21 protein-coding genes and 1 pseudogene are annotated in these 26,318 nt (G+C 64.4%); 15 read left to right on the top strand and 7 right to left on the bottom strand.

Going from position 1 to position 26,318, the window contains the following annotated elements:
* Positions 1-210: 210 nt before the first annotated feature.
* Genes rsmA through ABLV49_RS20450 form a run of 3 tightly spaced genes read right to left on the bottom strand, consistent with a single transcriptional unit; the run spans position 211 to position 4,893 of the window.
* Entirely contained in the window at positions 211-1,050 is an 840-nt protein-coding gene (rsmA, locus tag ABLV49_RS20440) for a 16S rRNA (adenine(1518)-N(6)/adenine(1519)-N(6))-dimethyltransferase RsmA (RefSeq protein WP_349279384.1), read from the bottom strand.
* Positions 1,047-2,456, bottom strand: coding sequence for a peptidylprolyl isomerase (locus tag ABLV49_RS20445; RefSeq protein ID WP_349279386.1), 1,410 nt, complete (start codon positions 2,454-2,456; stop codon positions 1,047-1,049). The genes rsmA and ABLV49_RS20445 overlap by 4 nt, the downstream gene beginning before the upstream one ends.
* Positions 2,449-4,893 (bottom strand): LPS-assembly protein LptD, encoded by a 2,445-nt coding sequence (locus tag ABLV49_RS20450; protein WP_349279388.1) that lies wholly within the window; start codon positions 4,891-4,893, stop codon positions 2,449-2,451. Before ABLV49_RS20450 ends, ABLV49_RS20445 begins: the two co-directional genes overlap by 8 nt.
* Positions 4,894-4,995: 102 nt before the next feature.
* Between ABLV49_RS20450 and ABLV49_RS20455 the strand changes: the two genes are divergently transcribed.
* Entirely contained in the window at positions 4,996-6,078 is a 1,083-nt protein-coding gene (locus ABLV49_RS20455) for an aminoglycoside phosphotransferase family protein (RefSeq protein ID WP_349279390.1), read from the top strand.
* Positions 6,079-6,169: 91 nt separating this feature from the next.
* On the top strand, positions 6,170-6,946 hold the full coding sequence (locus ABLV49_RS20460; protein WP_349279392.1) for a 16S rRNA (uracil(1498)-N(3))-methyltransferase: 777 nt from the start codon (positions 6,170-6,172) through the stop codon (positions 6,944-6,946).
* Between the two features lie 80 nt (positions 6,947-7,026).
* On the opposite strand, the gene ABLV49_RS20465 is transcribed toward ABLV49_RS20460, so the two are convergent.
* Positions 7,027-7,827, bottom strand: coding sequence for an amidohydrolase family protein (locus ABLV49_RS20465; protein WP_349279394.1), 801 nt, complete (start codon positions 7,825-7,827; stop codon positions 7,027-7,029).
* A 30-nt stretch (positions 7,828-7,857) separates the two neighbouring features.
* On the opposite strand from ABLV49_RS20465, the gene ABLV49_RS20470 reads away from it, so the two are divergent.
* The 3 genes from ABLV49_RS20470 to ABLV49_RS20480 all read left to right on the top strand — a co-directional run bounded on the left by ABLV49_RS20470 (position 7,858) and on the right by ABLV49_RS20480 (position 10,773).
* A complete protein-coding gene (locus tag ABLV49_RS20470; RefSeq protein ID WP_349279395.1) occupies positions 7,858-8,625 on the top strand; it encodes a GntR family transcriptional regulator in 768 nt (255 codons plus the stop codon).
* Positions 8,626-8,696: 71 nt separating this feature from the next.
* Positions 8,697-9,707, top strand: coding sequence for a tripartite tricarboxylate transporter substrate binding protein (locus ABLV49_RS20475; protein WP_349279397.1), 1,011 nt, complete (start codon positions 8,697-8,699; stop codon positions 9,705-9,707).
* 70 nt (positions 9,708-9,777) lie between these two features.
* Positions 9,778-10,773, top strand: a complete 996-nt coding sequence (locus ABLV49_RS20480) for a Bug family tripartite tricarboxylate transporter substrate binding protein (RefSeq protein ID WP_349279399.1) — start codon at positions 9,778-9,780, stop codon at positions 10,771-10,773.
* 121 nt (positions 10,774-10,894) lie between these two features.
* Here the strand turns inward: ABLV49_RS20480 and ABLV49_RS20485 are convergent, their stop codons facing one another.
* The gene (locus ABLV49_RS20485; protein ID WP_349279401.1) at positions 10,895-12,370 is read right to left on the bottom strand and encodes a M20 family metallopeptidase; all 1,476 of its coding nucleotides are present in this window, start codon (positions 12,368-12,370) and stop codon (positions 10,895-10,897) included.
* A 171-nt stretch (positions 12,371-12,541) separates the two neighbouring features.
* Positions 12,542-12,742: pseudogene (locus ABLV49_RS20490) on the bottom strand (helix-turn-helix domain-containing protein); the annotation flags it as partial.
* A 70-nt stretch (positions 12,743-12,812) separates the two neighbouring features.
* On the opposite strand from ABLV49_RS20490, the gene feaR reads away from it, so the two are divergent.
* The 4 genes from feaR to ABLV49_RS20510 all read left to right on the top strand — a co-directional run bounded on the left by feaR (position 12,813) and on the right by ABLV49_RS20510 (position 18,682).
* Positions 12,813-13,775 (top strand): transcriptional regulator FeaR, encoded by a 963-nt coding sequence (gene feaR, locus ABLV49_RS20495; RefSeq protein ID WP_349279405.1) that lies wholly within the window; start codon positions 12,813-12,815, stop codon positions 13,773-13,775.
* A gap of 241 nt (positions 13,776-14,016) precedes the next feature.
* The gene (tynA, locus tag ABLV49_RS20500; protein WP_349279407.1) at positions 14,017-16,260 is read left to right on the top strand and encodes a primary-amine oxidase; all 2,244 of its coding nucleotides are present in this window, start codon (positions 14,017-14,019) and stop codon (positions 16,258-16,260) included.
* 177 nt (positions 16,261-16,437) lie between these two features.
* Entirely contained in the window at positions 16,438-17,229 is a 792-nt protein-coding gene (locus ABLV49_RS20505) for a TorF family putative porin (RefSeq protein ID WP_349279409.1), read from the top strand.
* 40 nt (positions 17,230-17,269) lie between these two features.
* Positions 17,270-18,682 (top strand): aldehyde dehydrogenase family protein, encoded by a 1,413-nt coding sequence (locus ABLV49_RS20510; protein WP_349279411.1) that lies wholly within the window; start codon positions 17,270-17,272, stop codon positions 18,680-18,682.
* 57 nt (positions 18,683-18,739) lie between these two features.
* Here the strand turns inward: ABLV49_RS20510 and ABLV49_RS20515 are convergent, their stop codons facing one another.
* The gene (locus ABLV49_RS20515; RefSeq protein ID WP_349279413.1) at positions 18,740-19,570 is read right to left on the bottom strand and encodes an IclR family transcriptional regulator; all 831 of its coding nucleotides are present in this window, start codon (positions 19,568-19,570) and stop codon (positions 18,740-18,742) included.
* 155 nt (positions 19,571-19,725) lie between these two features.
* On the opposite strand from ABLV49_RS20515, the gene ABLV49_RS20520 reads away from it, so the two are divergent.
* The 6 genes from ABLV49_RS20520 to fahA all read left to right on the top strand — a co-directional run bounded on the left by ABLV49_RS20520 (position 19,726) and on the right by fahA (position 26,309).
* Positions 19,726-20,685: an MBL fold metallo-hydrolase gene (locus tag ABLV49_RS20520; protein WP_349279415.1), complete on the top strand. Its 960-nt coding sequence runs from the start codon at positions 19,726-19,728 to the stop codon at positions 20,683-20,685.
* A 26-nt stretch (positions 20,686-20,711) separates the two neighbouring features.
* The gene (locus ABLV49_RS20525; protein ID WP_349279417.1) at positions 20,712-22,358 is read left to right on the top strand and encodes an FAD-dependent oxidoreductase; all 1,647 of its coding nucleotides are present in this window, start codon (positions 20,712-20,714) and stop codon (positions 22,356-22,358) included.
* Positions 22,359-22,369: 11 nt separating this feature from the next.
* On the top strand, positions 22,370-22,564 hold the full coding sequence (locus ABLV49_RS20530) for a DUF2783 domain-containing protein (RefSeq protein ID WP_349279419.1): 195 nt from the start codon (positions 22,370-22,372) through the stop codon (positions 22,562-22,564).
* A 53-nt stretch (positions 22,565-22,617) separates the two neighbouring features.
* The gene (locus tag ABLV49_RS20535; RefSeq protein WP_349279421.1) at positions 22,618-23,595 is read left to right on the top strand and encodes a Bug family tripartite tricarboxylate transporter substrate binding protein; all 978 of its coding nucleotides are present in this window, start codon (positions 22,618-22,620) and stop codon (positions 23,593-23,595) included.
* An 87-nt stretch (positions 23,596-23,682) separates the two neighbouring features.
* Entirely contained in the window at positions 23,683-24,993 is a 1,311-nt protein-coding gene (gene hmgA / locus ABLV49_RS20540) for a homogentisate 1,2-dioxygenase (protein ID WP_349279423.1), read from the top strand.
* A complete protein-coding gene (fahA, locus tag ABLV49_RS20545) occupies positions 24,990-26,309 on the top strand; it encodes a fumarylacetoacetase (RefSeq protein WP_349279424.1) in 1,320 nt (439 codons plus the stop codon). The genes hmgA and fahA overlap by 4 nt, the downstream gene beginning before the upstream one ends.
* Positions 26,310-26,318 lie beyond the last annotated feature (9 nt).

The raw sequence follows: 26,318 nt of genomic DNA on the forward strand, positions 1-26,318 counted from the left end.
AGAAGGTGCAGAACCGATGCCGACCGACAAACTGCTTGACGTGTCGCCACTGGCGCTGCGCATGAGCAGTCCGTTCAATGCGAGCTACTGGCTCGCGGCAGCCTGAAACCCAGGTTTCAGGCATCCATAAAAAAACCCGCGACTTGCGGGTTTTTTTATGATCAAATAGGGCTTTTACGCTTGTCCAGCAAGCGCCTTAAGCTACATTTTTTATAGCAGTTCGATTTTTTCGGGCTGCGCCGTTCCGGCCTGCACCTGCTGCGCCAGCGCCAGGTACTCGGCCACCGGAACTTCTTCGGCGCGCCGCTTGACGTCGAACTCGCCAGAAAACGCATGTTGCTCCAGCCATTGGCCCAGCGTGTGGCGCAGCAGTTTGCGGCGCTGGCTGAAGGCGACCCGCACCAGCTCGCTGAGCAGCTTGACGTCCAGCCTGGCCGGATCGGCATGCGGCACCATGCGCACGATGGCGCTGTCCACGCGCGGCGGCGGGTCAAAGCTCTGCGGCGGCACATACAAGACATTTTCCATGGCATAGCGCCACTGCAGCATCACGCTCAGGCGGCCGTAGTCACTGGTCGAGGGCGACGCGACCATGCGGTCGATGACTTCCTTTTGCAGCATGAAATGCTGGTCTTCAATCACCTCGACCGCATCAAGCAGGTGAAACAGGATGGGCGTGGAGATGTTGTAGGGCAGATTGCCGACCACGCGCAATTTGCAAGGCCGGGGGGTTTGCGGGGCAGCGCCGCGCAACGTGCAGGCGGACTGGACCTGCTCGGCCAGCTGCATGAAATCCACCCGCAGCACATCGGATTCGATGACCGTCAGTTGCGGATGCGAGCGCAGCTGGCGCGCCAGGTCGCGGTCCAGCTCGATCACCGTCAGGTGCCCGAGGCGCTCGACCAGCGGCCGCGTCATCGCGGCCAGGCCAGGCCCGATCTCGACCATCGGCTGACCGGGCAAAGGCGCAATCGCCTCCACGATGCCTTCGATGATCAGCCGGTCGGTCAGGAAATGCTGGCCGAAGCGTTTGCGTGCAATGTGCTTCACTGGGGTTGCTCGCGGAATTCCACGTAGGCGCGGCCGCGGATGTCCTCGGCCCAGCGCACATAGGCTTCGTTCTGCTTTTTCTCGCGCAGCTGGCCGCGCACCATCTCGCGCTGGTCACGCGGCGAAACCGGTGCCTCGCGGCGTTCCAGCACCTGCACCAGGTGAACGCCGAAGCGCGACACCAGCGGGTCGGAGATCTGGTTGGGCGCCAGCGCGTTCATGACCTTTTCAAATTCCGGCACGAAAGCGCCGCCAGGCACCCAGCCCAGGTCGCCGCCCTGCTTGGCCGAGGCATCCTGGCTGTTTTCGCGCGCCAGGGCTGCAAAGTCGGCCTGGCCGGCCACGATGCGCTTCTTGAAGCCGGCGAGTTTTTCCACGGCGGCGGCTTCGGTGAGCTGGGGCGTCAGCCGCAGCAGGATGTGGCGGGCATGGGTTTGCGTGATGACCGCATCGGGCAAACCGCCCTGCCGCTTCTCGATCACCTTCAGGATGTGAAACCCGGCGGCGCTGCGCACCGGACCGGCCAGGCCGCCCGCGGGCAGGCTTTGCGTCGCCTCGACAAACAGCGGCGGATAGCGGTCGGCGCTGCGCAGGCCGATCTGGCCGCCATTGCTGCGCGAAGCCGCCGCCGAAGCCTCGGTCGCCAGCGCGGCGAAGTCGGCACCGGAGCGGGCGCGCTCCAGCACCTGCTGGGCCTTGGCCTGCAGGCTGGCGACCTGGTCGGGCGTGGCATTTTCAGGCACCGCCACCAGGATTTCAGCCAGGTTGAGCGCCGCCGGGGCCGCACCGGCCGCGCCCGGCTTGCCTTCCTGGCTGCGCAGGTAGTCGTCGATTTCCATCTCGCTGACGTTGATGCGCGACTCGACTTCGCGCTGGCGCAGCCGGCTGATCAAGAGTTCGTCACGAATCTCCGAGCGGAACTGGGCATAGTCGATGCCGTCGGCCTTCAGGCGGCGGCGCAACTCATCGACCGTGATCTGGTTCTGGCGGGCGACCGTCTGGACCGCGCCCTCGACGGCGTTGTCGTCGATCTTCAGGCCCGTTGCCTGCGCGGCCTGCAGCTGCGCCTTGTCGCTGATCATGCGCTCCAGCAGCTGCGGCAGCAGCTCGCTGCGCGGCGGCAGGGCGATGCCCTGCTGCTTCAGTTGCTGCTCGGTCCGCATCAGCTTGGTGCGCACTTCATTGTTGGTGATCGGCTCGGAATTGACCACCACCACGATGAAGTCGGCCTGCTGCTGGGCGCCTGCGCGTGGCGCGACATTGCCCGCCGGCGCGGCCGGCACCACCAGGCGCGGCGTGGCCGAAGGCCGGGCGAGCTGGGCCTGCACGGCGGCCAGGGGCAGCGCCAGCACGAGCGCCAGCGCGGCGGCCAGCGGCCGGACAGTCAAAAAGCGGTGTTTAGTCATAAGTGGTAAAGCGGCTGGGAGGGCTGATTTTGTCACGCAAGTACTGGTAGCGTGGGACGTTGGTCTTGAGCGTTTCGAGCGGGCTGGAGCCGATGCGCGAAAAACCGACCATTTCAAGCTGGAACAGGATTCGGGTGCTGGCGGTCGCGGTGCTGTTTTGCGAGCGCTGCAGCACCACGCGGCCAATCCAGCAGCAGCCATCGTACTCAATGCCGACCACCGCATCGACCAGCTTTTTCTCCAGCGTGCTGTAGTTCAGCCGGCCCACGCTGTAGTAGCGCCCGCCGCCCTGGCCGCGTCCGGCGCCCAGGTCCTGGCCCTTGTCGCCCCACAGGTCGTTGATGGGCCACTGCCAGCCGACGTCGATCTGCTCGCTGATGTTGCGCTGGCGGCGAAATGCGGCGCTGACGGTGCGGTAGTTGCCCGGGTTGTAGCGCACGCCGATGGAGGCCAGCTCGGACTGCCTGATCTTGGGGTTGTACTGGACCGTGCTGTCGAACGTCCACTGCGGCACCCAGTTGACCGATGCGCCCACCAGCAGGTCGCTGACGCGGTCGGTCACCGGCAAGGCGCCGGGCACGGGCGTGGTGCCGAGCGCCGGCAGGCTGACGCGCTGGTCGTCAAAGCGCAGGCGCTGGGCAATGCCCAGCCGCACCGCCTCGGCGCCGGTGGCCGGGTCCAGCAGGCGCGAGGTCACGCCCAGGGTCAGCAAATTGGCGTCCGAGATGCGGTCGTTGCCGACAAAGGCGTTTTCGGTGAAGACGGTGGCGAAGTTGAAGCTGTTGACGCCCGAGTCGTAATTGGGCAGAAAGCTTTGGTCGCGGTAAGGCGTGCGCACATAAAAAGCGCGCGGCTCCAGCGTCTGCGTGAAGCTGCGGCCAAAGTAGCTGGCATCGCGCTCGAACTGCAGGCCGCCGTCCAGGCTGAAGGTCGGCACCACGCGCGAGGCCGACGTGGCGCCATTGGCCAGCGGCGAGTCGAACTGGTAGCTGCTGGCATGCAGCTGCACCTTGGGTGTGATGTAGCCCCACGGCGCCAGCCACGGACGGCTGACCTGCAGCCGGCTGAAGGCGCGGCTGCCGTTGGGCTGCTTGGTCAAGGCCGGGTCGGCCGAAAAACGGGTGAAATCAGCCTCGGCCGACCAGTCGAACCCGTTGCCCAGCCCGAGCAGCGGGGCATCGAAACGGGTATAGGCCGCGGTCAGTTGCGGCAGGCGGTCATAGGGCGGGATGATCGGCGAGCTGACATCCTGCAGCGTCTGCCACTTGAGCGCCCGCACCGACGAGGAAAAATAGCCCTTGCTCCAGCTCAGCGACGCATCCTGGGTCAGCAGCCGCTGCGTGACCTGGCCCGTGGCGACCGGAAAATCGCGCCAGTAGTCGTTGTCGCTGACCTTGTTCAGGTTCAGGTTCAGCCCCACCCCGCCGATGGCCGACACGCCGGTGTCGATGGCACCGACATGCTGCAGCGAATACGACCAGCGGTCACGGCCCCGCAGCTTGTCGCCAGGCAGCACATTGGCGCTCAGCTGGCCCTTGTAGGTGGGCTCCAGGTAGCGGAATTCGCCGGCCAGATCGACGCCGCGCTTGCTCATGACAGCGGGCGAAAAGGTCGCATCCCGGTTCGGCGCGATGTCAAAGTAATACGGCTGGCGGATTTCAAGGCCGTTGAGCGAACCCAGGCCCAGCGTGGGCGGCAGCAAGCCCGACTTGCGCTTGTCGCTGAGCGGAAAGCTGACCTTGGGAAAGGCCAGGATCGGCACGTCCTTGAAGCGCACGACGGCGCCGGTGGCCACGCCGACTTCCTGGTCCAGGTCAAAGTCAACGCGCGTGGCGGTCAGCTCCCAGGCGGGCTTCCAGCTTTCCTCGTTGTTGCGCTCGCAGGTGGTGTAGGTGGCGCGGTGCGCGGTCAGGTGCTTGTCGTCGATGAAATCGACCCGCTCGGCCTGGCCGTTGCCGCCGTTTTGCAGGAAAGAATAGCGCGGCGTGGTGAAAAAGCCTTCAAAACGGTCCAGCTTGAGCTGCAGCTCAGGGCCTTCAAAGCGGTTGCCGGCGTTGTTGATGCGGACATGGCCCGTGCTCTTGAGCTGGTCATCGGGCTGGTAGTACTCGATGCGGTCGGCGCGCATGGACGTGGCGCCACGGCGCAGTTCGGCATTGCCCTCGATCACCGTTTCCAGGTCCGGCCGGCCTGAAATCCGGTCGCCGAAGACAAACGTCGGGCCTTCATCTTCCGGCGCTTTCGAAACGCCCTCGGCCAGCATGGGCGTGCTTTTGAGCGTCAGCGGAGAGGCCGGAACGGCGCTTTCGGCCCCGGCCGGCGCCTGCGCATGGCCTGCTCCGGCGGCGGCCAGCCCCAGCGTGGCGAGCATCGCCAGCCGGGAGACAGCACGGGCCACCGGGGAAAGAATAAAGGAGGAGTGGGATGCGCGGCGCATCGTTTGTATGAGATAAACCCGTTTGTAAAATCAGGGCTGATTATCCATGACCCTCTTACCGGCCTCTGCCGGGCTGCCGCACTGACCAAGGGCTTTGACAAAATGACCGCTTCCCCTCCCGACTGGCTCGACCCCGCGCGCGCCAGCGCCTTTGCCCACTGGCTGGCCGCCGTGGCGCCGCAACACGCCCTGCAAACCGATACCGTCCGGCTGGCCTCGGCCGATGCCAGCTTTCGGCGCTATTTCCGCATTGACGCGGCCGCTGGCACGGCCAGCTTCATCATCATGGATGCGCCGCCGGCCCAGGAAGACTGCGCGCCTTTCGTCAAGGTGGCCGGCCTGATGGCGGACGCCGGCCTGAGCGCGCCGCGCGTGCTGGCCTGGGACCAGCCGCTGGGCTTCATGCTGCTGAGCGACCTGGGCGCGCAGACCATGCTCGACGTGATCGCGCCGCCCGCCGCCGTCGATGCCCGCGTCGAGGCAACGCCAGCGCACTTTGACCTCTACATGCAGGCGGTGGACGTGCTGGTGCAGTGGCAGCTGGCGTCCAAACCCGGCGTGCTGCCGCCCTACGACGACGCGCTGCTGTCGCGCGAACTGGCGCTGTTCCCCGAGTGGTATGTCGGCAAGCACCGGGGGTTTGCGCTGGACGCAGGCTTGACCAGCAAGCTGGAGCCGCTGTTTGCGCAGATCAAGGCCAGCAACCTGCAGTCGCTCGACGGCGCGCGCGTCTATGTGCACCGCGACTTCATGCCGCGCAACCTGATGGTCGATCAGAACGGCGACCTGGGCGTGCTCGACTTCCAGGACGCGGTCTATGGTCCGATCACCTACGACATCGCCAGCCTGATGCGCGATGCGTTTTTAAGCTGGGAAGAGGAGTTCGTGCTCGACATCACCGTGCGCTACTGGCAAAGGGCGCGCAAGGCCGGCCTGCCGGTCGGCGACGATTTCGGCGAGTTTTACCGCGCGGTCGAATGGATGGGCCTGCAGCGCCACCTCAAGGTGCTCGGGATTTTTGCGCGCCTGACGCTGCGCGACGGCAAGCCCAAGTACCTGGCCGACACGCCGCGCTTCATCCGGTACGCCCGCGCGACCTGCGCCAGATACCGCCAGCTCGGGCCGCTGATGGTGCTGCTCGACGAGATCGAAGGCAACGAAACCCGCGTGGGGTACACATTTTGATGCCAAAAATGCCTTTTGCGCATGCTGGACGGGCGCAATCAGCTACTATTTTGATAGTAAACCTCGTTGTTCCTCAACCGGCTGCAACACCGTGAGCGCGCGCTTTTATGCCGACGTGGCACTCGCCGCCGGAACGTCCATCAGCCTGCCCGAGCAGACCGCCCGCCATGTGCAGGTGCTGCGCCTGCAGCCGGGCGAGCGCATCACGCTCTTCAATGGCCGGGGCAATGGCGAACCCGGCAGCGAAGGCGAATTCGACGCCACCGTCGAGCGCATGGGCCGCAGCGACGTGGACGTGACCATTGGCGCCTGGACCGCCACCGCCCGCGAGGCGGCGCGCGCCATCCACCTGGTCGTCGGCATGCCGGCCAACGACCGCATGGATTGGCTGATCGAAAAAGCCACCGAACTCGGCGCGGCCAGCATCCAGCCGGTGATGAGCGAGCGCAGCGTGCTGCGCCTGAAAGCCGAGCGCGCCGACAAGAAGGTCGCGCACTGGCGCGGCATTGCCATCGCATCGAGCGAACAGTGCGGACGCAACCGGGTGCCGCTGATCCACGAGGTGGCCACGCTGGGCGAATGGCTGAAGAAAAGCACGGTGGAAACCGATGCCACCGCCAACACCGCCAACACCGGCATGCGGCTGCTGCTGTCGCTGCAGGACGGCAGCCGCCCGCTGGCCCAAGCCGTCGCCAGCACCGCACTGACCTCCTTCACGTTTCTCAATGGCCCGGAAGGCGGCCTGAGCCCGGCCGAGGAAGCCGCCGCCATCGCCTGCGGCTTCAGCCCCGTCACGCTCGGGCCGCGCGTGCTGCGCGCCGAAACCGCGCCGCTGGCCTGCCTGTCGCTGCTGACGCTGACGCGCTGATGAACCGCCAGGGGCTCTGACGAACAACATCACCTTCATCGCCACCAGGAACGGACCGGCGACTGTGCCGGCAGATCACATCAATCAGCCCAATACAGGCGCCGGGGGTTGGTGGACAGTACCGCCTCGATGACAGCTTCATCGCCCAGCCACCCGTGCAGCGACTTCAGCAGCATGGGATAGTCCGCCAGCGATTCGTGGTTCGTGCAAGGCCAGTCGCTGCCCCACAGCAGGCGGCCGGCGCCCAGCTCGCCGAGCCACAGGCGCGACAGTTCGCCAGGATTCAATCCGCCCAGCCGGTAGGCGCCACTGAGCTTGAGATGCACGTTGCTGCGCCGGGCGCGGTCAGTCAAGGCCCGCACCGTTGCGTCATCAGCCGAGATCGCCTCAGGCTTTCCCATGTGGTCAATGACCAACGGCATCTCGCCGGGCAGCTGCGCAAGCACCTCCGGCAAGCGGCCGATGTCGGTGTGCAGCTCCAGATGCCAGCCCAGCGACCCCAGTGCATCCCACAGCGGGGCGGCCCTCGCCCATTCGCTCAATGCATGCGAAACGCCAGCCAGGTTCAGCCGGATTCCGCGCACGCCGGCCCGGTGCAATGGCTGCAGCGTTTGAGGTGTCGCATCCGGCTCAAGCACCGCGACGCCCCGCAAGATGCCTGGCCATCGGTCCAGTTCAGTAACCAGCTGGGTGTTGTCGCTGCCCATGAAACTGGTCTGGACCAGTACGCCGCGACCCACGCCCAGCGGCCTGGCCTGGGCTTGCCAGCTTGAAAACGGTGCGTCATAAGCCGGCGCGTAGCGCGCTCCGGCCTGGGCGATGCCCGCCTTGAAGACATGGAAATGCGTATCGACGGCGGTTTTTGACAAATCAGAAAACATGGTCTACATTATAGACATCTAGAGGACTATATGTTGATTCAAGATTTAACTTCAACGCCACTTCCAGCCAGTGGCGATCAGCCGGCACCGGGCCAGAGCCGCTACGGCTGGCTGGCCAGCAGCCTGCGCGCCCGCATCACGCAGGGCGAATGGATTCCAGGCACCGCCTTGCCGCCCGAAGCGCTGCTGGCCAAGGAGCACGGCGTCGCCTTGGGCACGCTGCGCCAGGCCTTGGCCCTGCTGGTGGCCGAGGGCCTGCTGGAGCGCCGCCATGGGCGCGGCACCTTTGTGCGCGCCGGGCTGGGCGGCGCGTCGATGCTGCGCTTTTTTCGTTTCCGCAACGCTGGGGAATTGCAGGCAACGCCCCAGTCAAGCATCCTGGCGCGGTCAGTGGCATTGGCCAGCGTGAATGAGGCCGACGCGCTGGGCTTGCCGGCGGGCGCAAGCGTATTGACGCTGGAGCGGCTGCGCAGCCTGGACGGCCGGCCTTGCCTGCTGGAGCACATCACGCTGCCGCTGCCGGTATTTTCCGCGCTGGCAGTGTCTAGCACCGAGGACTGGGACGATCTTCTGTACCCCATGTACCAGCGCGTGTGCGGCGTCACGGTCCACCGTGCGCAAGACCAGCTCAGCTTTGGCCTGCTCAGCGCCGAACAGGCGCAGCGGCTCCAGCTGGAGACAGCGCACCCTTGCGTGCAGGTGCAGCGAGCTGCATTCGACCTGGCAGGGCGCTGCATCGAGCTGCGCACCACGCTGGGCGATGCGTTTGCCTTCCAGTACACGGCGCAAGTCCGTTAAGTCAGTTAGCCGCTGAAATCCTGACTGCCCCCGTAACCCCACAAGACCCCCGCAAGGCACCGGAGACTTTCATGAAAGCGCTCGATTTATTCGCAGCAAACGCGACACGATCCGCCGCGCTCGGGTATTGGCTGGCGGCCAGCCTGCTGTCAGCACCCTTGCTGGCAAGCGCCCAGGCAGCCCTGCCCTGGCCCAGCAAACCCATCACGCTGGTGGTGACCTATCCGCCGGGCGGGGGCGCCGATGCCATGGCCCGGCTGATTGCGCCCAGGCTGGGCGAAGCCCTCGGCCAGAACGTGATCGTGGAAAACAAGCCGGGCGCGGGCGGGCAGATCGGCGCCGCCTCGGTGGCCAAGGCCGTGCCCGACGGGCACACCCTGATGCTCGATGCGTCGTCGTTCGCGGTGAACCCGTCGCTGTACCGCAAGCTGCCCTACGACGCGGACAAGGCGTTTCGCACCATCGGCGTGATTGCGCTGTTCCCGAACGTGGTGCTGGTCAACGCGCAGTTTCCGGCAAAAAATGTCGGCGAACTGATGGCAGCGGCCCGGGCCAAGCCGGGCGCCGTGTCTTTCGCCTCATCGGGCAACGGCTCGGCCCAGCACCTGGCGGGCGCCCTGTTTGCATCGGCCGCCAAAGTGGACATGGTGCATATCCCCTACAAAGGCGGCGGTCCGGCATTGAACGACGTCATTGGCGGTCAGGTGCCCTTGTTCTTTGGCAACCTCGCCTCGACGCTGCCGCATATCCAGGGCGGCAAGCTGCGCGCGCTCGCCGTCACCTCCGCCAGGCGCTCGCCCATCCTGCCCGACGTGCCCACGCTGGCCGAGGCTGGCATCAGCGGTGCGGAGGTGTACGAATGGAACGCCGTCTTTGCTCCGGCAGGCACGCCGGAAGCGGTAGTGAGCAAGCTGTCGGCCGCGCTGAAAAAAGCGCTGGATGCACCCGATGTCAAAGCCCGCATTGCCCAGCTTGGCGGGGAGATTCAACAGGGCGGGCCCGACACGGCCCAGCGCTTCGTGCGTGAGCAGACGGCGCTGTGGGCGCACGTGGTCAAGGCCAGCGGCATCTCGCTGGACTAAACCAGCCCCCTCCGGCATCGGGCAGCGGCCAGCCGGAGATTTTTTGCAAGTCAATTCAAGGAGACACGCCATGAACAACCTGAACCTGAACCGCCGCCATCTGATCAAGGCCGGCGCCGCAGCAGCCTCCGCCCTGTGGCTGCCCCACTCGCATGCCCAGGCGGCCTGGCCGAGCAAGCCGTTGCGGCTGGTCGTGCCGTTTGCACCCGGCGGAAGTTCCGAGATCGTCGCCCGCGCCGTCGCCAGCGAGATGGCCAAGACCATCGGCCAAAACGTGTTCGTGGACAACAAACCCGGCGCCGCCGGCAACATCGCGATGCAGGAAGTGGCCAACAGCACCGACGACCACACCCTGATCCTGGGGCATATCGGCACCCTGGCCGTGAACCCCTACATCTTCCCCAAGCTGCCTTACGACGCCAACAAGGACTTCGTGCCGATCACGCTGGTCTCCAAGGTGCCCAGCCTGTATGTGGTGCATCCCGACCTTCCTGTCAAGAATTTGAAAGAGTTCATCGCCTACGCCAAAAGCAAGCCCGGCCAGCTGAACTACGGCTCGGCCGGCAACGGCAGCGCCGGGCACCTGGCCTTCGAGTACCTGAAGATGGTGAGCGAAATCTTCATGGTGCATGTGCCGTACCGGGGAACCGGCCCGATGCTGACCGACCTGATGGGCGGACGGCTGCAGGCCGCCTCGGTGGGCGCGCCGGCCCTGCTGGCCTTCATCAAGGCCGGCAAGCTGCGCTGCATCGCCACCGGCACCGCGCAGCGACTGCCTCAACTCCCCGACGTTCCCACGGTCGCCGAGCAAGGCTTCAAGGGCTTCGAGATGACGCAGTGGTATGGACTGATGGCGCCGAGCAAGTGGCCCAAGGCCAATATCGCCAGGTTAGAGGCCGAGGCGATCAAGGCCTCGCGCAGCGCTCAGGTCAAGGAAAAACTGGCGCAGGAAACCGCGCTGGCCGTCGGCAGCACCGGGGCCGAGTTCGATGCCTTCATCAAGACCGAACAGGCGCGCTGGAAGGCCGTCATCGCCCGCGCCCAGATCAAGCCGGACGGCGCGTAACCAGCAGGCAGCGCAAGGCCAGCACGGCATCTTGTTTGCTATATTTTCGATAGCTGCTTGCGCATGTCTGGTCTGCGCAAACAGCACTTTTCATCAATAATTTGCTGACTGCAAGGGGTTTTCAGCCCGGCACCCGCGCAATCACCTGCGCCACGGCCGCCGTCAGCTTCTTGGCATACGGCACATGCAAGAACTCGTTCGGCCCGTGCGCATTGCTCTGCGGGCCGAGGACGCCGCAGACCATCATCTGCGCCTTGGGAAAGCCCTGGCTCAGCAGGCTCATCAAGGGAATCGTGCCGCCCTGGCCGATGGTGCCGCAGGGCGCGCCGAAGAAGTTCCGCGACGCGTCGTTCAGCGCGTCTTCAAACCACGGCTGGGTAGCAGGCGCGTTCCAGCCGTTCGCGCCGCCTCCGCCCTCGAACGTGACCTTGGCCTGATAGGGCGCGTTGTCTTCGAGCAGCTTTTTCAGTTCCTGCACCGCCGCGCTGGCGTCGATCAGCGGCGGAAAGCGCAGTGACAGCTTGAAGGCGCTGTAGGGGCGCAGCACGTTGCCCGCGTCGCGGAACGACGGAAAACCCTCCGCGCCGGTCACGCTGAGCGTGGGCCGCCAGGTGCGGTTGAGCAGCGCCTCGACCGGGTCAGTGGTGGTGGGCAGCGTGAAACTGGTCGAGCCTTCGCAGTCGTAATGCGCCCACGGGAAGCGCTTGTACAGCTCGTCGCCCAGAATCGCCGCCGTGGCCCGCGCCTGCGCCAGCCGGTCGGCGGGCACTTCGCAATGAAAGCTTTGCGGCAAGAGGCGGCCGGTGGCGCTGTCTTCGAGCCGGTCGAGCACCTGGCGCATGATGCGAAAGCTCGACGGCACCAGGCCGCTGGCGTCGCCCGAATGCACGCCTTCGGTCAGCACCTCGACCTTGAGCACGCCGCCGCCGTTGCCGCGCAGGCTGGTGGTCAGCCAGAGCTGGTCGTAGTTGCCCGCGCCCGAGTCCAGGCAGACCACCAGCGCGACCTCGCCGAGCCGATCCTTCAGCGCGTTGACGTAGGGCAGCAGGTCATACGAGCCGCTTTCCTCGCACGTCTCGATCAGGCCGACGATACGCGGATGCTCGATGTTCTGGCTTTTCAGCGCCTGCACGGCGGCGATGCTGGCATAGACCGCGTAGCCGTCGTCGGCGCCGCCCCGGCCGTAGAGCCTGCCGTTTTCGTACTTGGGCGTCCATGGCCCGAGGTCGCTGCGCCAGCCGGTGAACTCGGGCTGCTTGTCGAGGTGGCCGTACATCAAGACGGTCTGCGTCGAGCCGGCGCGCGTGGCCGGGATTTCAAAGAACAGCACCGGCGTGCGGCCTTCAAGCCGGACGATCTCCAGCGTCAAGCCCTCGACCTTTTGCGCTTCCACCCATGTCGCGGCATTGCGCATGACGGTGTCGATAAAGCCGTGCTGCGCCCAGTCGGGGTCGAATGTCGGCGACTTCGCGGGAATCGCGATGTAGTCGGTCAGCTGCTTGACGATGTCGCCGTCCCACTGCGTGGTGACCTGGGACAGCGTCTGGGCGGCGTTCAGGATGCCGGCGGGAATTTCGCGGTGCAGGGGGGCGTTCATGGCGGGACTCCGGAAGTGGAAAAGGAAGGGGCTTTTGGCGCAGGAGGCCACTGTACGCCTGCGCCAATAACCTCGCAGGGTCCGTCAACAGATGTACTGGGGAAAGCGCTCAGCCTTTGAGCCCGCGTCTGGCGCTTCGCTCAGGCGGTCGAAGTGGCACCAAATCCTCGGGCTTCGATCCTGCTCGATCAGCCGCAGCCGGCCAAAGCTCACCAGGTAGGGGTGCGCGCGCGACGCCGGCAGGCCGGCCTGGGCCGCCAGATCCTTGAGCGTCATCGGGGTTGACTGCTCGGCCAGCGCCAGTAGCAGCCGCCCGTACAGGCGCCGCACGGCCTCTACCGAAACGGCATGCAACTTGCGTCGAAAGCCCAGTGCTTGCACGAAAAATCGATATACAACCACTGGAGTCAGGCTTAATATGGAACCCAAGGAGCGAAGCTAGGTGAAATATTCCGTCAACACGCCTCTTGCGTTAGTAGACAGTCCTTTTCAAGACCAGCGCGTAGGATTCGATGAATGGCTTGCGCGCATCAACAAGGCTTGCGGTGCATTCAGCGCCACCATGCTGGGCGATACATTTATCGGCGCGCTTGACGACTACCAGGGTAGCGCCGTGCGGCTAAGTGTTGTGGACGCCATCCAGACCCGCCTGTACCGGACTCAGAAGGATGTGGGCCGCAGCGACGACCAGAAATACTTTGCAATACTCCAGCTGCGCGGGCAAGCCGCAGTCGAGCAAGGCGACCAGCGCGCTCGTCTGGACAGGGGCGATCTCACGATCCTGGACGCCGCCCGTCCCTGTAGCGCGCTGCTGGGTGACCAGTCGCGCCAGATCTCGCTCATCCTTCCTCGGCAAATGGTCGAGCGCAATATGCACCAGACCCGCGTCGCATGTGCGCAGCGGCTCCCGGCTACTTCCCCCTTGGGCATCATTGCCGGCCGACTGATGCTCGCTGCCTCGCAACAATCGAAGAAAGGCCTGGGCCAGCAGGAAAGCGAGGCCATTCTTGACGCGCTGATCACTTTGCTCAAGCCGGCAATTGGCCTGGCCGACGCACAGGACGACACCCATGAGCGCATGTTCCGCAAGGCCTGCGAATTCATCGAGCTCCACCTGGCCAGCGAAGACCTGTCGCCGGAGTGGATCGCCCAGTCCATCGGCGTATCGGTACGGGGCCTGTACCGGGTGTTTTCCCGGCAGGGACTGGTGGTGGCGCAGTACATCAAGCACCGCCGCCTAGACTTGTGCGCCGAGGCTTTGCGCCACCCTTCTGGCAGCGAAAAACTGTCCTCCCTGGGTTACAGCTGGGGCTTTGCCGACTCCAGCCACTTCTCGTCTGCGTTCAAGACACGCTTTGGCATGCCGCCTGGGGAATATCGCAGGCGTTACCTGCACCCTACCTGAACCTGCGATGCTGCATGCTGCTATCTGGCAGCCGCGCACATCCATCTGGCAGACACAACAAAGTCTTGCCAGTCCAACACTCCTAAGCTGTCATCTATCCCGATGAGGCGTCTGAATCAGGCGATCCTTCGCCGGTTTACCCTGCAATGGGGCATCTCACACACTTTGGATAATGGATAAGGAGACAGTTATGTTCAGAAGCAGCACACGCCCCAGCACGCACAGGATCGGTGCACTCAGCATGGCGCTTGCCATCGCTTTGGGCACCGCCACCCTGTGGGCACCCCCGGCGCAAGCGCACGGCGGCGCGGCCGAGATGGTGCCGCTGAAAAAAACGCTGGAGGACTTTGGCGCTACGGTGCGCTGGGACGGGTTCGCCAATGTGTACACCCTCTCGCGCAACAGCACGACGGTGCGCGTCAAGCCCGGCGCCAAAACCGCGCTGGTCAACGGCCAGCCTCTGAAACTCGACATGCCCTTGGTGCTGCGGCACGGCACTGCCTACGTCTCGCGCGACTTCATCAACCAGGTGTTCCAGTCCGGACTGGACAAAACCTTCGTGGTCGAACGCACGCCCAGCCCGCTCAATCCGCTGACCGCCGACGAAATCAAGGCGACGGTTGACATCCTCAAAGCCGCTGGCCGCTATCAGCCCAGCTTTCGCTTCACCGAGATCACGCTCAAGGCCCCGCCCAAGGACCAGGTGTGGAACTTTGCCCTCACCGGCCAGCCTGTCCAGGCCCCTCGACAGGCCGCCTTTGTGATCCTGAACGGCAAAAAGCTGATCGAAGGCATCGCCGACCTCGCAACGCGCACGGTGTCGGGGTGGAAGGAAATTGAAGGCGCGCACGGCATGGTTCTGCTCGACGACTTCGCCACTGTGCAGGCTGTCATTGAAGCCAGCCCCGAATATGCCCAGGCACTGGCCAAACGGGGCATTACCGACGTGAAAAAAGTCGTGGCGACCCCTCTGACGGTGGGCTACTTTGACGGCAAAGACACGCTGCGCCAGGAAGAGCGCCTGCTCAAGGTAGTGAGCTACCTGGACGTGGGAGACGGCAACTACTGGGCGCACCCCATCGAGAACCTGGTGGCGGTAGTGGACATTGAGCACAAAAAGCTGCTCAAGATTGAAGACCAGGGCGTCATCCCCGTGCCGCTCAAGCCCACCGCCTACGATGGCCGTGACCGCACGCCGACCGCCCCACCCAAGCCGCTGGACATCACCGAGCCCGAGGGCAAAAACTACACCATCACTGGCAACACCTTGCATTGGCGCAACTGGGACTTCCATGTGCGGCTGGATTCGCGCGTGGGGCTGATGCTCTCCACCGTCACCTACAACGACAAAGGCACCAAACGCAAGGTGATGTACGAAGGCTCGCTGGGCGGCATGATCGTGCCCTACGGCGACCCGGACGTGGGCTGGTACTTCAAGGCCTATCTGGATTCAGGCGAATATGGCATGGGCACGCTGACATCACCCATCCAGCGCGGCAAGGACGCGCCTGACAATGCCGTGCTGCTGGACGCTACCCTGGCTGACTACACAGGCGCACCCGCCAGCATGCCCAACGCCATCGCCGTGTTTGAACGCTACGCAGGGCCTGAATTCAAGCATCAGGAAATGGGCCAGCCCAACATCAGCGTCGAGCGGCGCGAACTGGTGGTGCGCTGGATCAGCACCGTGGGCAATTACGACTACATCTTTGACTGGGTTTTCGCTGAAAACGGCACCATCGGCATCGACGCGGGTGCCACCGGCATCGAGGCCATCAAAGGCGTGAAGTCGCGCACCATGCAAGACGCCACCGCCGCCGAAGACACTCGCTACGGCACCCTGCTGGACCACAACCTCGTGGGCACCACCCACCAGCACATCTACAACTTCCGGCTCGACCTGGACGTGGACGGCGAAAACAACTCGCTGACCGAAGTGGACCCTATCGTCGCCGCCAACACCGCCGGCGGTCCGCGCACCAGCACCATGCAGACGGTGCAGCGCACCGTCGCCACCGAAAAGCAGGCTGCGCAAAAGTTCGACCCGTCCACCATCCGCCTGCTCAGCAACCCAAGCAAGAGCAACAAGGTCGGTAACCCCATTTCGTATCAGCTCATCCCTTACGCCGGAGGAACCCACCCCATTGCCAAAGGGGCCAACTTTGGCAAGGACGAGTGGATATATCACCGGCTGAGCTTCATGGACCGCCAGCTCTGGGTAACCCGCTACAACCCCGACGAGCGCTTCCCCGAAGGCAAGTACCCCAACCGCTCCAGCACCGACACCGGCCTGGGCCAGTTCACTGACGATGACCAGTCCATTGTCAACACCGACAACGTAGTCTGGCTGACGACGGGCACCACACACATTGCGCGCGCTGAAGAGTGGCCGATCATGCCGACCGAATGGGTTCATGCGCTGCTCAAGCCCTGGAACTACTTCAACGAGACGCCGACGCTCGGGCTGAACCAGCCGAGCAAATAACCCTAAGCGCCCGCACCAGATTGGAAACAAAGGCTGTTGGCACCGAGGGGGCTCAGCCTAACGGCAGAGGCTGCAGGCCGGTGACGCCTGCGCCTGATCAGACGGTCAAGCCAATTACCGGCAACTCTGGCGCAGCACGTAAAGCACTCCTCCCTTAACTCTCCTAAAAAACTCGATATGAAACTGAAAACATCCTCCACACTCGTTTTGAGCCTACTGTTTGTTGGCACCGCCACCATGGCTCAAACCACAGCGCCCGCGCCTGACTACACCTTGTCATACAACGCAGGCGTTGTCAGCGACTACCGTATCCGTGGGCTGTCTCAAACCACTTTCAAGCCAGCCCTTCAGGCCGGTGTTGATTTTGCGCACAAGAGCGGCTTTTACCTCGGTGCCTGGGGCTCGAATGTCAACTGGATCAAGGATTACGTGGGCAATGCAGCCACACCTGCGGTGGCTACCAAAGGCTCACTTGAAGTTGATCTGTACGCCGGCTACAAAGGCTCAATCACCAAAGACCTCGCGTTTGATCTTGGCGTCATCACCTACCAGTATCCCGGCAACACGGCATCGAAAGTCACAGTGGATGCGAACACGACCGAAATCTACGGAGCCCTGACTTACGGCATCGTCACTGCCAAGTACAGCCAAAGCACGGGCAATTCCGTTGCGAACCCGAATAGCGCCGGTAGCAAATATTTTGAAGTCGCCGCCAACATTGATTTGGGCAACGGCTTCACACTCATACCGCACGCAGGTCGTCAGACGATTCCCAATGTGACCGCCCCACAGCCTGACGCCGGTGACTACACCGACTACTCGCTGACCTTGTCCAAAGACTTTGGCAACGGGCTGTCAGCCTCCCTGTCGGCCATTGGCACGAATGCCAAGGATGGCTTTTACAAGGTGGGCGGATTTGATAACTTGGGTAAAAGCACCGCAGTTGTCGGCCTGAAGTACAGTTTTTGATCAAGTCCCAATTCAATTTTTGACAAAAAAAGTTTCAGCCATGTACAACGCAACCATGACAATTGGCGGCCACGCAGTTCAAAGCCAGAGCGCCGCAAGCTTCGAGGTGAGAAATCCCTCCACAGGCGAGGTCATCGGCACCGCACCCAACGCGACCCCTGCAGATCTGGATTCGGCAGTCGCAGCGGCACAAGCAGCGTTCACAAGCTGGTCGAAAAAGTCAGACGCTGAACTTCAGCTCGCCTGCCAGGCAGCTGCGGAAAAAATCGCCGCTCATTCCGAAGAACTGGCAGTACTTATCACCCAGGAGCAGGGAAAACCGCTCAATGGGCTGGGTTCACGCTGGGAGATGGGAGGAGCCAGCGCATGGGCCAGCTACACATGCGGTCTTTCGCTGCCCATGAAGGTATTGCAGGACAACGCGCAAGGCCGCGTGGAACTGCACCGAAAACCCCTTGGCGTTGTCGGCTCCATCACGCCCTGGAATTTCCCGGTCATGATTGCCATCTGGCACGTCATGCCTGCGCTTCGTACCGGCAACACGGTGGTGATCAAACCTTCGCCCAATACGCCTTTGGCAACCTTGCGCATGGTCGAACTGCTCAATGAAGTGCTGCCTGCGGGGGTGATCAACTGTGTGACCGGCGACGACCAGGCGGGAAGCATTGGGGCGGCCATGGCCGCGCATTCGGGCATCCGCAAAATCGTTTTCACCGGTTCCTGCGCTACCGGGCAAAAGGTCATGCAATCCGCAGCCCTGACCATGAAACGGCTGACGCTTGAGCTGGGAGGCAATGATGCGGGCATCGTTTTGCCCGATTGCGACCCCAAAGCCATCGCTGAGGGCCTCTTCTGGGGCAGCTTCATCAACAACGGCCAGACCTGCGCGGCAATGAAGCGGCTCTATGTGCATGAGAGCATTCACGACGATGTCTGCGAGCATCTGGTGGCCTTCGCCAGGTCGGTTCCCATGGGCGATGGCATGGCCGAGCAAAGCATGCTGGGTCCGGTGCAGAACCGCATGCAGTTCGACAAGGTAGCCCGACTGGTCGCTGATGCGCGAGAAAAAGGCGAACTGCTGTTGGGCGGCGAGCCGGGAAGCGGCCTGTTCTTTCCCGCCACCATCGTTGCAGGCCTGAAGAATGGTGATGCGCTGGTTGACGAGGAGCAGTTCGGCCCCGCCTTGCCGGTGATCCGCTATCGGGATGTCAACGATGCCATACGCGCTGCAAATGACAGCCAGAACGGCTTGGGTGGCTCGGTCTGGTCACGCGACATCGACCATGCCAGGCAGGTGGCTGGCCAGATGGAATGCGGGTCTGTGTGGATTAACAAGCACGGCGCGGTCCAGCCCAACGCCCCGTTCGGTGGCACAAAATCCTCGGGCTTCGGCGTTGAGTTTGCCGAAGACGGAATGCAGGAATACACCGACCAGCAAGTGATTTTTTCCTGATTCAGGCAAGCCATGGCACACAGCCGATACAGCGGCAATGCGCCATGGCTTGCAGGACTAAAGCGCGATGGCCTCCTTGGGCCGGTAACCCAGCCGCAGCGACACATCGGCTGCCGCCTGGCGCACGGCGCGGGCCACGTCGGAGTCCCAGTCCGCCGGAAAATTATCCTCATGGCCCAATGCCGTGATCACCAGCGCAGCCTTGCCCTCGTGATCAAAGGCTGCGGCGCTGAAAGCGTTCACACCGGGAATCGGCCGGCCTGCAGCCCGCACCACGCCATGCTGGCGCAGTTCGGCCTGAATCGCCTGGATTTCCTGCGCCACGTCCTTGACGGTGCTGCGATCAAGCCGTCGTGGCTCATCGCCCAAAGCGCCCAGCATGGCCTGCTCCAGCTGCTGCCGGGGCAGCGTGGCGGCAAAGGCCCGCCCGGTGGCCGTGCCGAGGATGGACATCACGGTGCCCATGCGCATGCTGACATGCAGTGGCTGGCTGGCCTCGATGTAGCGCACGATGGTGGGGCCGAAATTGGCCCACACCGCGATGGCCACGGTCTGGTCAATGCCAAGCGCCAGCGCCTCGGCAATCGGCGTGGCGACCTTCAAGGGGTCGAGCTGGTGCAGGCAACTCAGGCCTACCTGCAGCGCGGCCGCACCCAGCGCGTAGCGGCCCGTCACCGCATCCTGCTCGATCAGCCGCAGCCGGCCAAAGCTCACCAGGTAGGGGTGCGCGCGCGACGCCGACAGGCCGGCCTGGGCCGCCAGGTCCTTGAGCGTCATCGGGGTTGACTGCTCGGCCAGCGCCAGCAGCAGCCGCCCGCCGATCTCGATCGACTGCACGGACCGCTGTTCCTTGGGCTCGTCCGGGGAATCGTTTTCGTCTATGCGCATGCTTGGGTTTCTCCGGTGAGGTGGCAAAGGTGAGCGTTGGTTACAGCTGCAATCATTCTACAAATAAGTTTGACAATGACAAACTTATGCATAGAATTAACAAACCGATTTGCAATAGACGAACTTTTAACCCACCTACAAAACTGGAGACCCCTATGAGTACCGTCAAAAAATTCGCTTCCCAAGCCGACCTGGAAGAAAAGAAAGTCACCTTCAGCCAGATCTCGGAGCACGCCTGGGCCTACACCGCCGAAGGCGATCCCAACACCGGCATCATCATCGGCGACGACGCTGTGCTGGTGGCCGACACCCAGGCCACTCCGGCGATGGCGGCCGATGTGGTGCGCCGCATCCGCGAAGTGACCGACAAGCCCATCAAGTACGTCGTGCTGACCCACTACCACGCGGTGCGCGTGCTGGGCGCGGCGGCCTACCAGCCCGAGCAGATCCTGGCCAGCCAGGACACCTACGACCTGATCGTCGAGCGCGGCGAGCAGGACAAGGCCAGCGAGATCGGCCGCTTTCCGCGCCTGTTCCAGAACGTCGAGAGCGTGCCGCCCGGCATGACCTGGCCCACCATGACGTTTACCGGCAAGATGACGCTGTGGCTGGGCAAGCTCGAAGTGCAGCTGTTGCAGCTCGGCCGCGGCCACACCAAGGGCGACACGGTCGTGTGGCTGCCGCAGGAGCGCACGCTGCTGTCCGGCGATCTGGTCGAGTTCGACGCCACGCCTTATGCGGGTGATGCCTACTTCAAGGACTGGCCGCAGACACTTGACAACCTCGCCGCGCTCAAACCAGCTGCGCTGGTGCCGGGCCGGGGCGCCGCGCTCACCACCCCTGAGCAGGTGGCCCAGGGCCTGGCTGGCACGCGCGGCTTCATCGCCGACGTTTACGCCAGCGTGCAAGAGGGCGTGAAAGCCGGCAAGGACCTGAACGCCGTCTACAAGGACACTTACGCCAGGCTCAAGCCCAAGTATGGCCAGTGGGTCATCTTCGACCACTGCATGCCGTTTGACGTGACGCGCTGCTACGACGAGGCGACCCAGTACCCCGACCCGCGCATCTGGACCGCCGAGCGTGACACGCAGATGTGGCAGACGCTGGAAGGCTGACCAGCACCAGGCAAGAGGAGACAAAAATGAAATTAAAAGAGCTTCAAAACACCGACGCCGGCGAAGTGAACTACCAGAAGCTGGCGTTCGACTACGAGCGCCATGCCGACCAGGACAGCGCCCGGCCCGTGCGCCATCCGGTGGTCGTGGTCGGCGCCGGCCCCGTGGGACTGGCCCTGGCCATCGACCTGGCGCAGCAAGGTGTACCCGTGCTGCTGCTGGACAACGACTGCACGCTGTCCACCGGCTCGCGCGCCATCTGCTTTGCCAAGCGCACGCTGGAGGTGTTCGACCGCCTGGGCTGCGGCCCGCGCATGGTGGACAAGGGCGTGTCGTGGAACGTGGGCCGGGTGTTCTTCAAGAACGAGGAAATCTACAGCTTCAACCTGCTGCCCGAGCCCGGCCATGAGCGGCCCGCCTTCATCAACCTGCAGCAGTATTACGTCGAAGGCTACCTGGCCGAGCGCGCGGCGCAGTTGCCGCTGATCGACCTGCGCTGGAAAAACAAGGTGGCCGGCATCGAGCAGCGCGAAGGCCATGCGTTGCTGACGGTGCAAACGCCCGATGGCGACTACCAGATCGAAGCCGGCTACGTCGCCGCCTGCGACGGTTCGCGCTCCAGCCTGCGCCAGTTGATCGGGCAGGAAAGCCATGGCCGCACCTTCCGCGACCGCTTCCTGATTGCCGATGTGAAGATGAAGCTGGACCGGCCAGCCGAGCGCTGGTTCTGGTTCGACCCCGAGTTCCACCCGAACCAGAGCGTGCTGCTGCACATGCAGCCCGACAACGTCTGGCGCATTGATTTCCAGCTCGGCTGGGACGCCGACCCCGAGGAAGAGAAAAAGCCCGAGAACATCATCCCGCGCGTGAAGGCGCTGCTCGGAGACGATGCGCAGTTCGAGCTGGAGTGGGCCAGCGTCTATACCTTCGCCTGCCTGCGCATGGACCGCTTTCGCCATGGCCGGGTGCTGTTCGCCGGCGACTCGGCGCATGGCGTGTCGCCGTTCGGCGCGCGCGGCGCGAATTCGGGCGTGCAGGATGCGGAGAACCTGGCCTGGAAACTCGCCGCCGTGCTGCGCGGCGATGCCCCCGACGCCCTGCTTGACAGCTATGCGAGCGAGCGCGAATACGCGGCCGACGAGAACATCCTCAACTCCACGCGGGCCACCGACTTCATCACGCCCAAAAGCGAGATCAGCCGGCTGTTTCGCGATGCGGTGCTGGCGCTGGCCAAGCAGCATGCCTTTGCCCGCGTCCTGGTCAACAGCGGGCGTCTGTCGGTGCCCGCCACACTGCATGGCTCGCCGCTCAACACGCTTGACGCCGATGATTTCAAGGGCGCCATGGTGCCGGGCGCCGCAGCGGCCGATGCGCCCCTCGTTCTGGCCGACGGCACGAGCGGCTGGCTGCTGCGCGCGTTGAGCCCCACCGGTTTCACCGCGCTGGTGTTCGGCGACGCGGCCCTAGCGGATGCGCTGCGCGGCAGTATTTCGCAACTGCATGTCGTCGGTATTGAAGCGCACAGTGCCCATGCGCTGGTCCTGCAGCGCTACGACGCCAAGCCCGGCACGGTTTACCTGTTCAGGCCCGACCAGCATGTCTGTGCGCGCTGGCGCCAGGCTGGAGCCGGCGCTGTTCGCGCCGCCATTGACCACGCGCTCGCCAAGGCCTGAAGGAGCCTGCCATGCCACAACTCATCACCACCCCGAACCTCGACGCCGCCGACGATTTTTATGAAGCGCTGATCGACGCCCACCAGGGCCTGTCCAGCGCCGACAGCCATGCGCTCAATGCGCGCCTGGTGCTGCTGCTGGCCAACCACATCGGCTCGCTGGCCGTGCTGCGCGAGGCACTGGCCGCTGCCCAAGCGCCCGGCTGAAATCTTTCTTTCCCCGCCCGCCTTTTCATTCAACAACATTTCGGAGACACGCCATGACTTTGCAAAATACCTACCGCCGCGCGCTTTGCCAAGCCGGCCTTGCGCTGGCCCTGCTGCCGCTGGCCGCCAGCGCGCAGGACGCCAAACCCATCGAATGGGTGGTTGGCTATGCGGCCGGCGGCGGTTCGGACTCGGTGGCGCGGGCCACGGCTGAAACCATGTCCAAGGCACTCGGCCAGAGCATGATCATCACCAACAAGCCGGGTGCTGCAACCAACATCGCGGCCGACTACGTGGTGCGCTCGAAGGACTATGGCCATATCATGCTCACGGCTGACTTTGCCACGCTCGCCGCCAATCCCTTCCTGTTTTCCAAGCTCAACTACAACGCCGAGAAAGACCTGGCGCCAGTCGGCATGCTGGCGCGCTTTCCGCTGGTGCTGGTGGTCGGCGCGAACGTGCCGGTGAAGAACTTCAAGGAGTTCTTGGCCTGGGCCAAGGCGCAGCCCAAAGGCGTCAATTACGCCTCGGCCGGCACCGGCAGCCCGCACCACCTGGCCGCCGAACTGCTGCGCGAGAAGACCGGCCTGAACATGACGCATATCGCCTACCGCGGCGCGGCGCCGGCCATGCAGGACATTCTGGGCGGCAGCGTGCCGTTCATGCTGGTCGATACCGCCAGCGGCAACCAGTTCGTGCTGGCCGGCAAGGTCAAGGCCATCGGCGTGGCAAGCGCCCAGCGCATCGCCACGCTGCCCGACGTGCCAACGCTTTCCGAGCAGGGTCTGACCGGCTTTGAGGCCTATGCATGGCAGGGACTTTCGGTGCCCGCCGGCACGCCGCCCGAGACCATTGCAAAGCTCAACAAGGCACTGGTCGAGTCGCTCAATTCGACCCCGGTCAAGGCCCGCTTCATGGCGCTGGGTGTCGAGGGCATGCCCGGCACGCCCGCGCAAATGGCCAGCTACGTCAAGCGCGAGCGCGAGCGCTGGGGCAAGCTGATCCGCGACAACAACATCAAGATCGACTGAAATATCAATGAAATAGCCTTCTTGCGCACGCTCCATAAGCGCAAGCAGCTATTAATTAAATAGCAAAAGCAACATCGCGAGAATGCCATGACCCACGAAACTTACGCCGAGCCGCGCTACCAGAGCGGCTTTGGCAACGAGTACGCCAGCGAGGCCTTGCCAGGCGCCCTGCCGCAGGGCCGCAACAGCCCGCAGCGCGCGCCCCTTGACCTGTACCCCGAACTGCTTTCGGGCTCGGCTTTCACCGCGCCGCGCCACGAAAACCGTCGCTCCTGGCTGTACCGGCGCCAGCCCTCCGTCGTGTCCGGCCGCTACCAGCCTTACGCGCAGCCGCACTGGACCACAGGCGGCGACCGCACCATCGCGCTGCCGCCCGAGCCCATGCGCTGGAAGCCGATTCCGCCAGACAACGCCGATGCCGATGCCGATTTTGTCGATGGCATCCGTACGCTGGCGGCCAACGGGGATGCGGAGGCGCAAACCGGCATCGCTGCCCATGTCTATGTCGCCAGCCGCTCGATGGAGCGCCGCGCCATCGTCAACGCCGACGGCGAAATGCTCATCGTGCCGCAGCAGGGCCGCCTGCTGATCACCACCGAGATGGGCGTGCTCGATGTCAAGCCCGGCGAGATCGCGCTGCTGCCGCGCGGCGTGGTGTTCAAGGTGGCCTTGCCCGATGGCCTGTCGCGCGGCTACCTGTGCGAGAACTACGGCGCGCAGTTCCGACTGCCCGAACTCGGCCCCATCGGCTCGAACGGACTCGCCAATGCGCGTGATTTCCTGGCGCCGGTCGCCGCCTTCGAGGAGGCGGGCGGCGAGTACGAGATGGTCAAGAAATCCAGCGGCCGCCTTTGGCGCGCACCGCTGAAGCAGTCGCCCTTCAACGTGGTGGCCTGGCACGGCAACCTCGCGCCGGTGAAGTACGACACCGCCAACTTCATGACCATCGGCTCGATCAGCTTCGACCATCCGGACCCGTCGATCTTCACCGTGCTGACCTCGCCGTCAGACACGCCGGGCACGGCCAACTGCGACTTCGTGATCTTCCCGCCGCGCTGGCTGGTGATGGAGGACACCTTCCGCCCGCCGTGGTACCACCGCAACCTGATGAGCGAATTCATGGGCCTGGTCCATGGCGAATACGATGCCAAGCCCGGCGGCTTCAAGCCCGGCGGCGCCAGCTTGCACAACTGCATGGTGCCGCACGGCCCGGATGAGGAGGCCTTCGACAAGGCCAGCCAGGCCGATCTCAAACCGCAAAAGCTGGACAACACGCTGGCCTTCATGTTCGAGAGCCGCTACCGCTTCATTCCCACGGCGTACGCGCTGCAAAGCCCAGCGCTGGACGCTGATTACGCCGACTGCTGGGCCGGCCTCAAGGACCTATTCAAGCCATGAACACCCTGAACGAAACCCATGATCCGGCGCTGCGCAGCTGGGTCGCTTCCGCCAACCAGGCCAGTAGCGACTTCCCGATCCAGAACCTGCCCTTCGCCGTCTTTCGCCGCCAGGGCAGTGCCGAGGCATTTCGCGGTGGCGTGGCCATCGGCGAGCAGATCCTTGACCTGGCGGCGGCTGCTGCCAGCGGCGCCTTCACGGGCGATGCGGCTGGCGCTCTGCAAGCTGCCGCCGGCGAGACCCTCAACGCCTTGATGGCGCTGGGCCAGCCGGCATGGTCGGCGCTGCGCCTGGCCCTGTCGCGCTCGCTACGCACCGGCGCGGCCGAAGAAGCTCAGTTGGCCGCCTGCCTGGTGCCGCAGTCTGATGTTGAATACACCGTGCCGGCGCGCATCGGCGACTACACCGATTTTTATACCTCGGTCTATCACGCCACCAACATCGGGCGCCAGTTCCGCCCCGACAACCCGCTGCTGCCCAATTTCAAGTGGATTCCGATTGGCTACCACGGGCGGGCGTCGAGCATCGGCGTGTCTGGGCAGACCTTTGCCCGGCCGGTCGGGCAAACCCTGCCGCCGGGCGCGACCGAGCCTTCGTTCGGCCCGTGCAAGCGGCTGGACTACGAACTGGAGCTGGGCGTTTTTGTCGGCAGCGGCAATGCGCTGGGTGAGCCCATCGCCATCACCGACGCCGAGGCCAGCGTGTTCGGGCTGTGCCTGCTCAACGACTGGTCGGCCCGGGACATCCAGGCCTGGGAGTACCAGCCGCTGGGACCGTTCCTGTCCAAGAACTTCGCCACCACCATTTCCCCGTGGATCGTGACGCTTGAAGCCTTGGGCCCGTACCGCGTGCCGTTCACGCGTCCCGAAGGCGATCCGCAGCCGCTGCCCTACCTGGATGCGCCCGCCAATTGGGCGCAGGGCGCGATTGACGTGCAGCTCGAAGTGCTGCTGCAGACGCAGGCGATGCGCGATGAGGGCCAGGGGGCCGCGCGCCTGACGCGCACCAGCTACCGGCACGCGTACTGGACCGTGGCCCAGATGGTGGCGCACCACACGGTCAACGGCTGCAACCTGCAGCCCGGCGACCTGCTGGGTACCGGCACGCTGTCGGGCCCGACGCTGGACGAGGCCGGCGCGCTGATCGAGCTGACCGTGGGCGGCAAGCAGCCGCTCACGCTGCCCAACGGCCAGACCCGGACCTATCTGGAGGATGGTGACGCGGTGCTGCTGCGCGGCTGGTGCGAAAAGCCCGGCGCTGCGCGCATCGGCTTTGGCGAGTGCGTCGGTACCGTTCTGCCCTCCGTCAACGCTTGAGCGGAGCCT

This window comes from Polaromonas hydrogenivorans (assembly GCF_040105105.1).
GTDB lineage: Bacteria > Pseudomonadota > Gammaproteobacteria > Burkholderiales > Burkholderiaceae_C > Polaromonas > Polaromonas hydrogenivorans.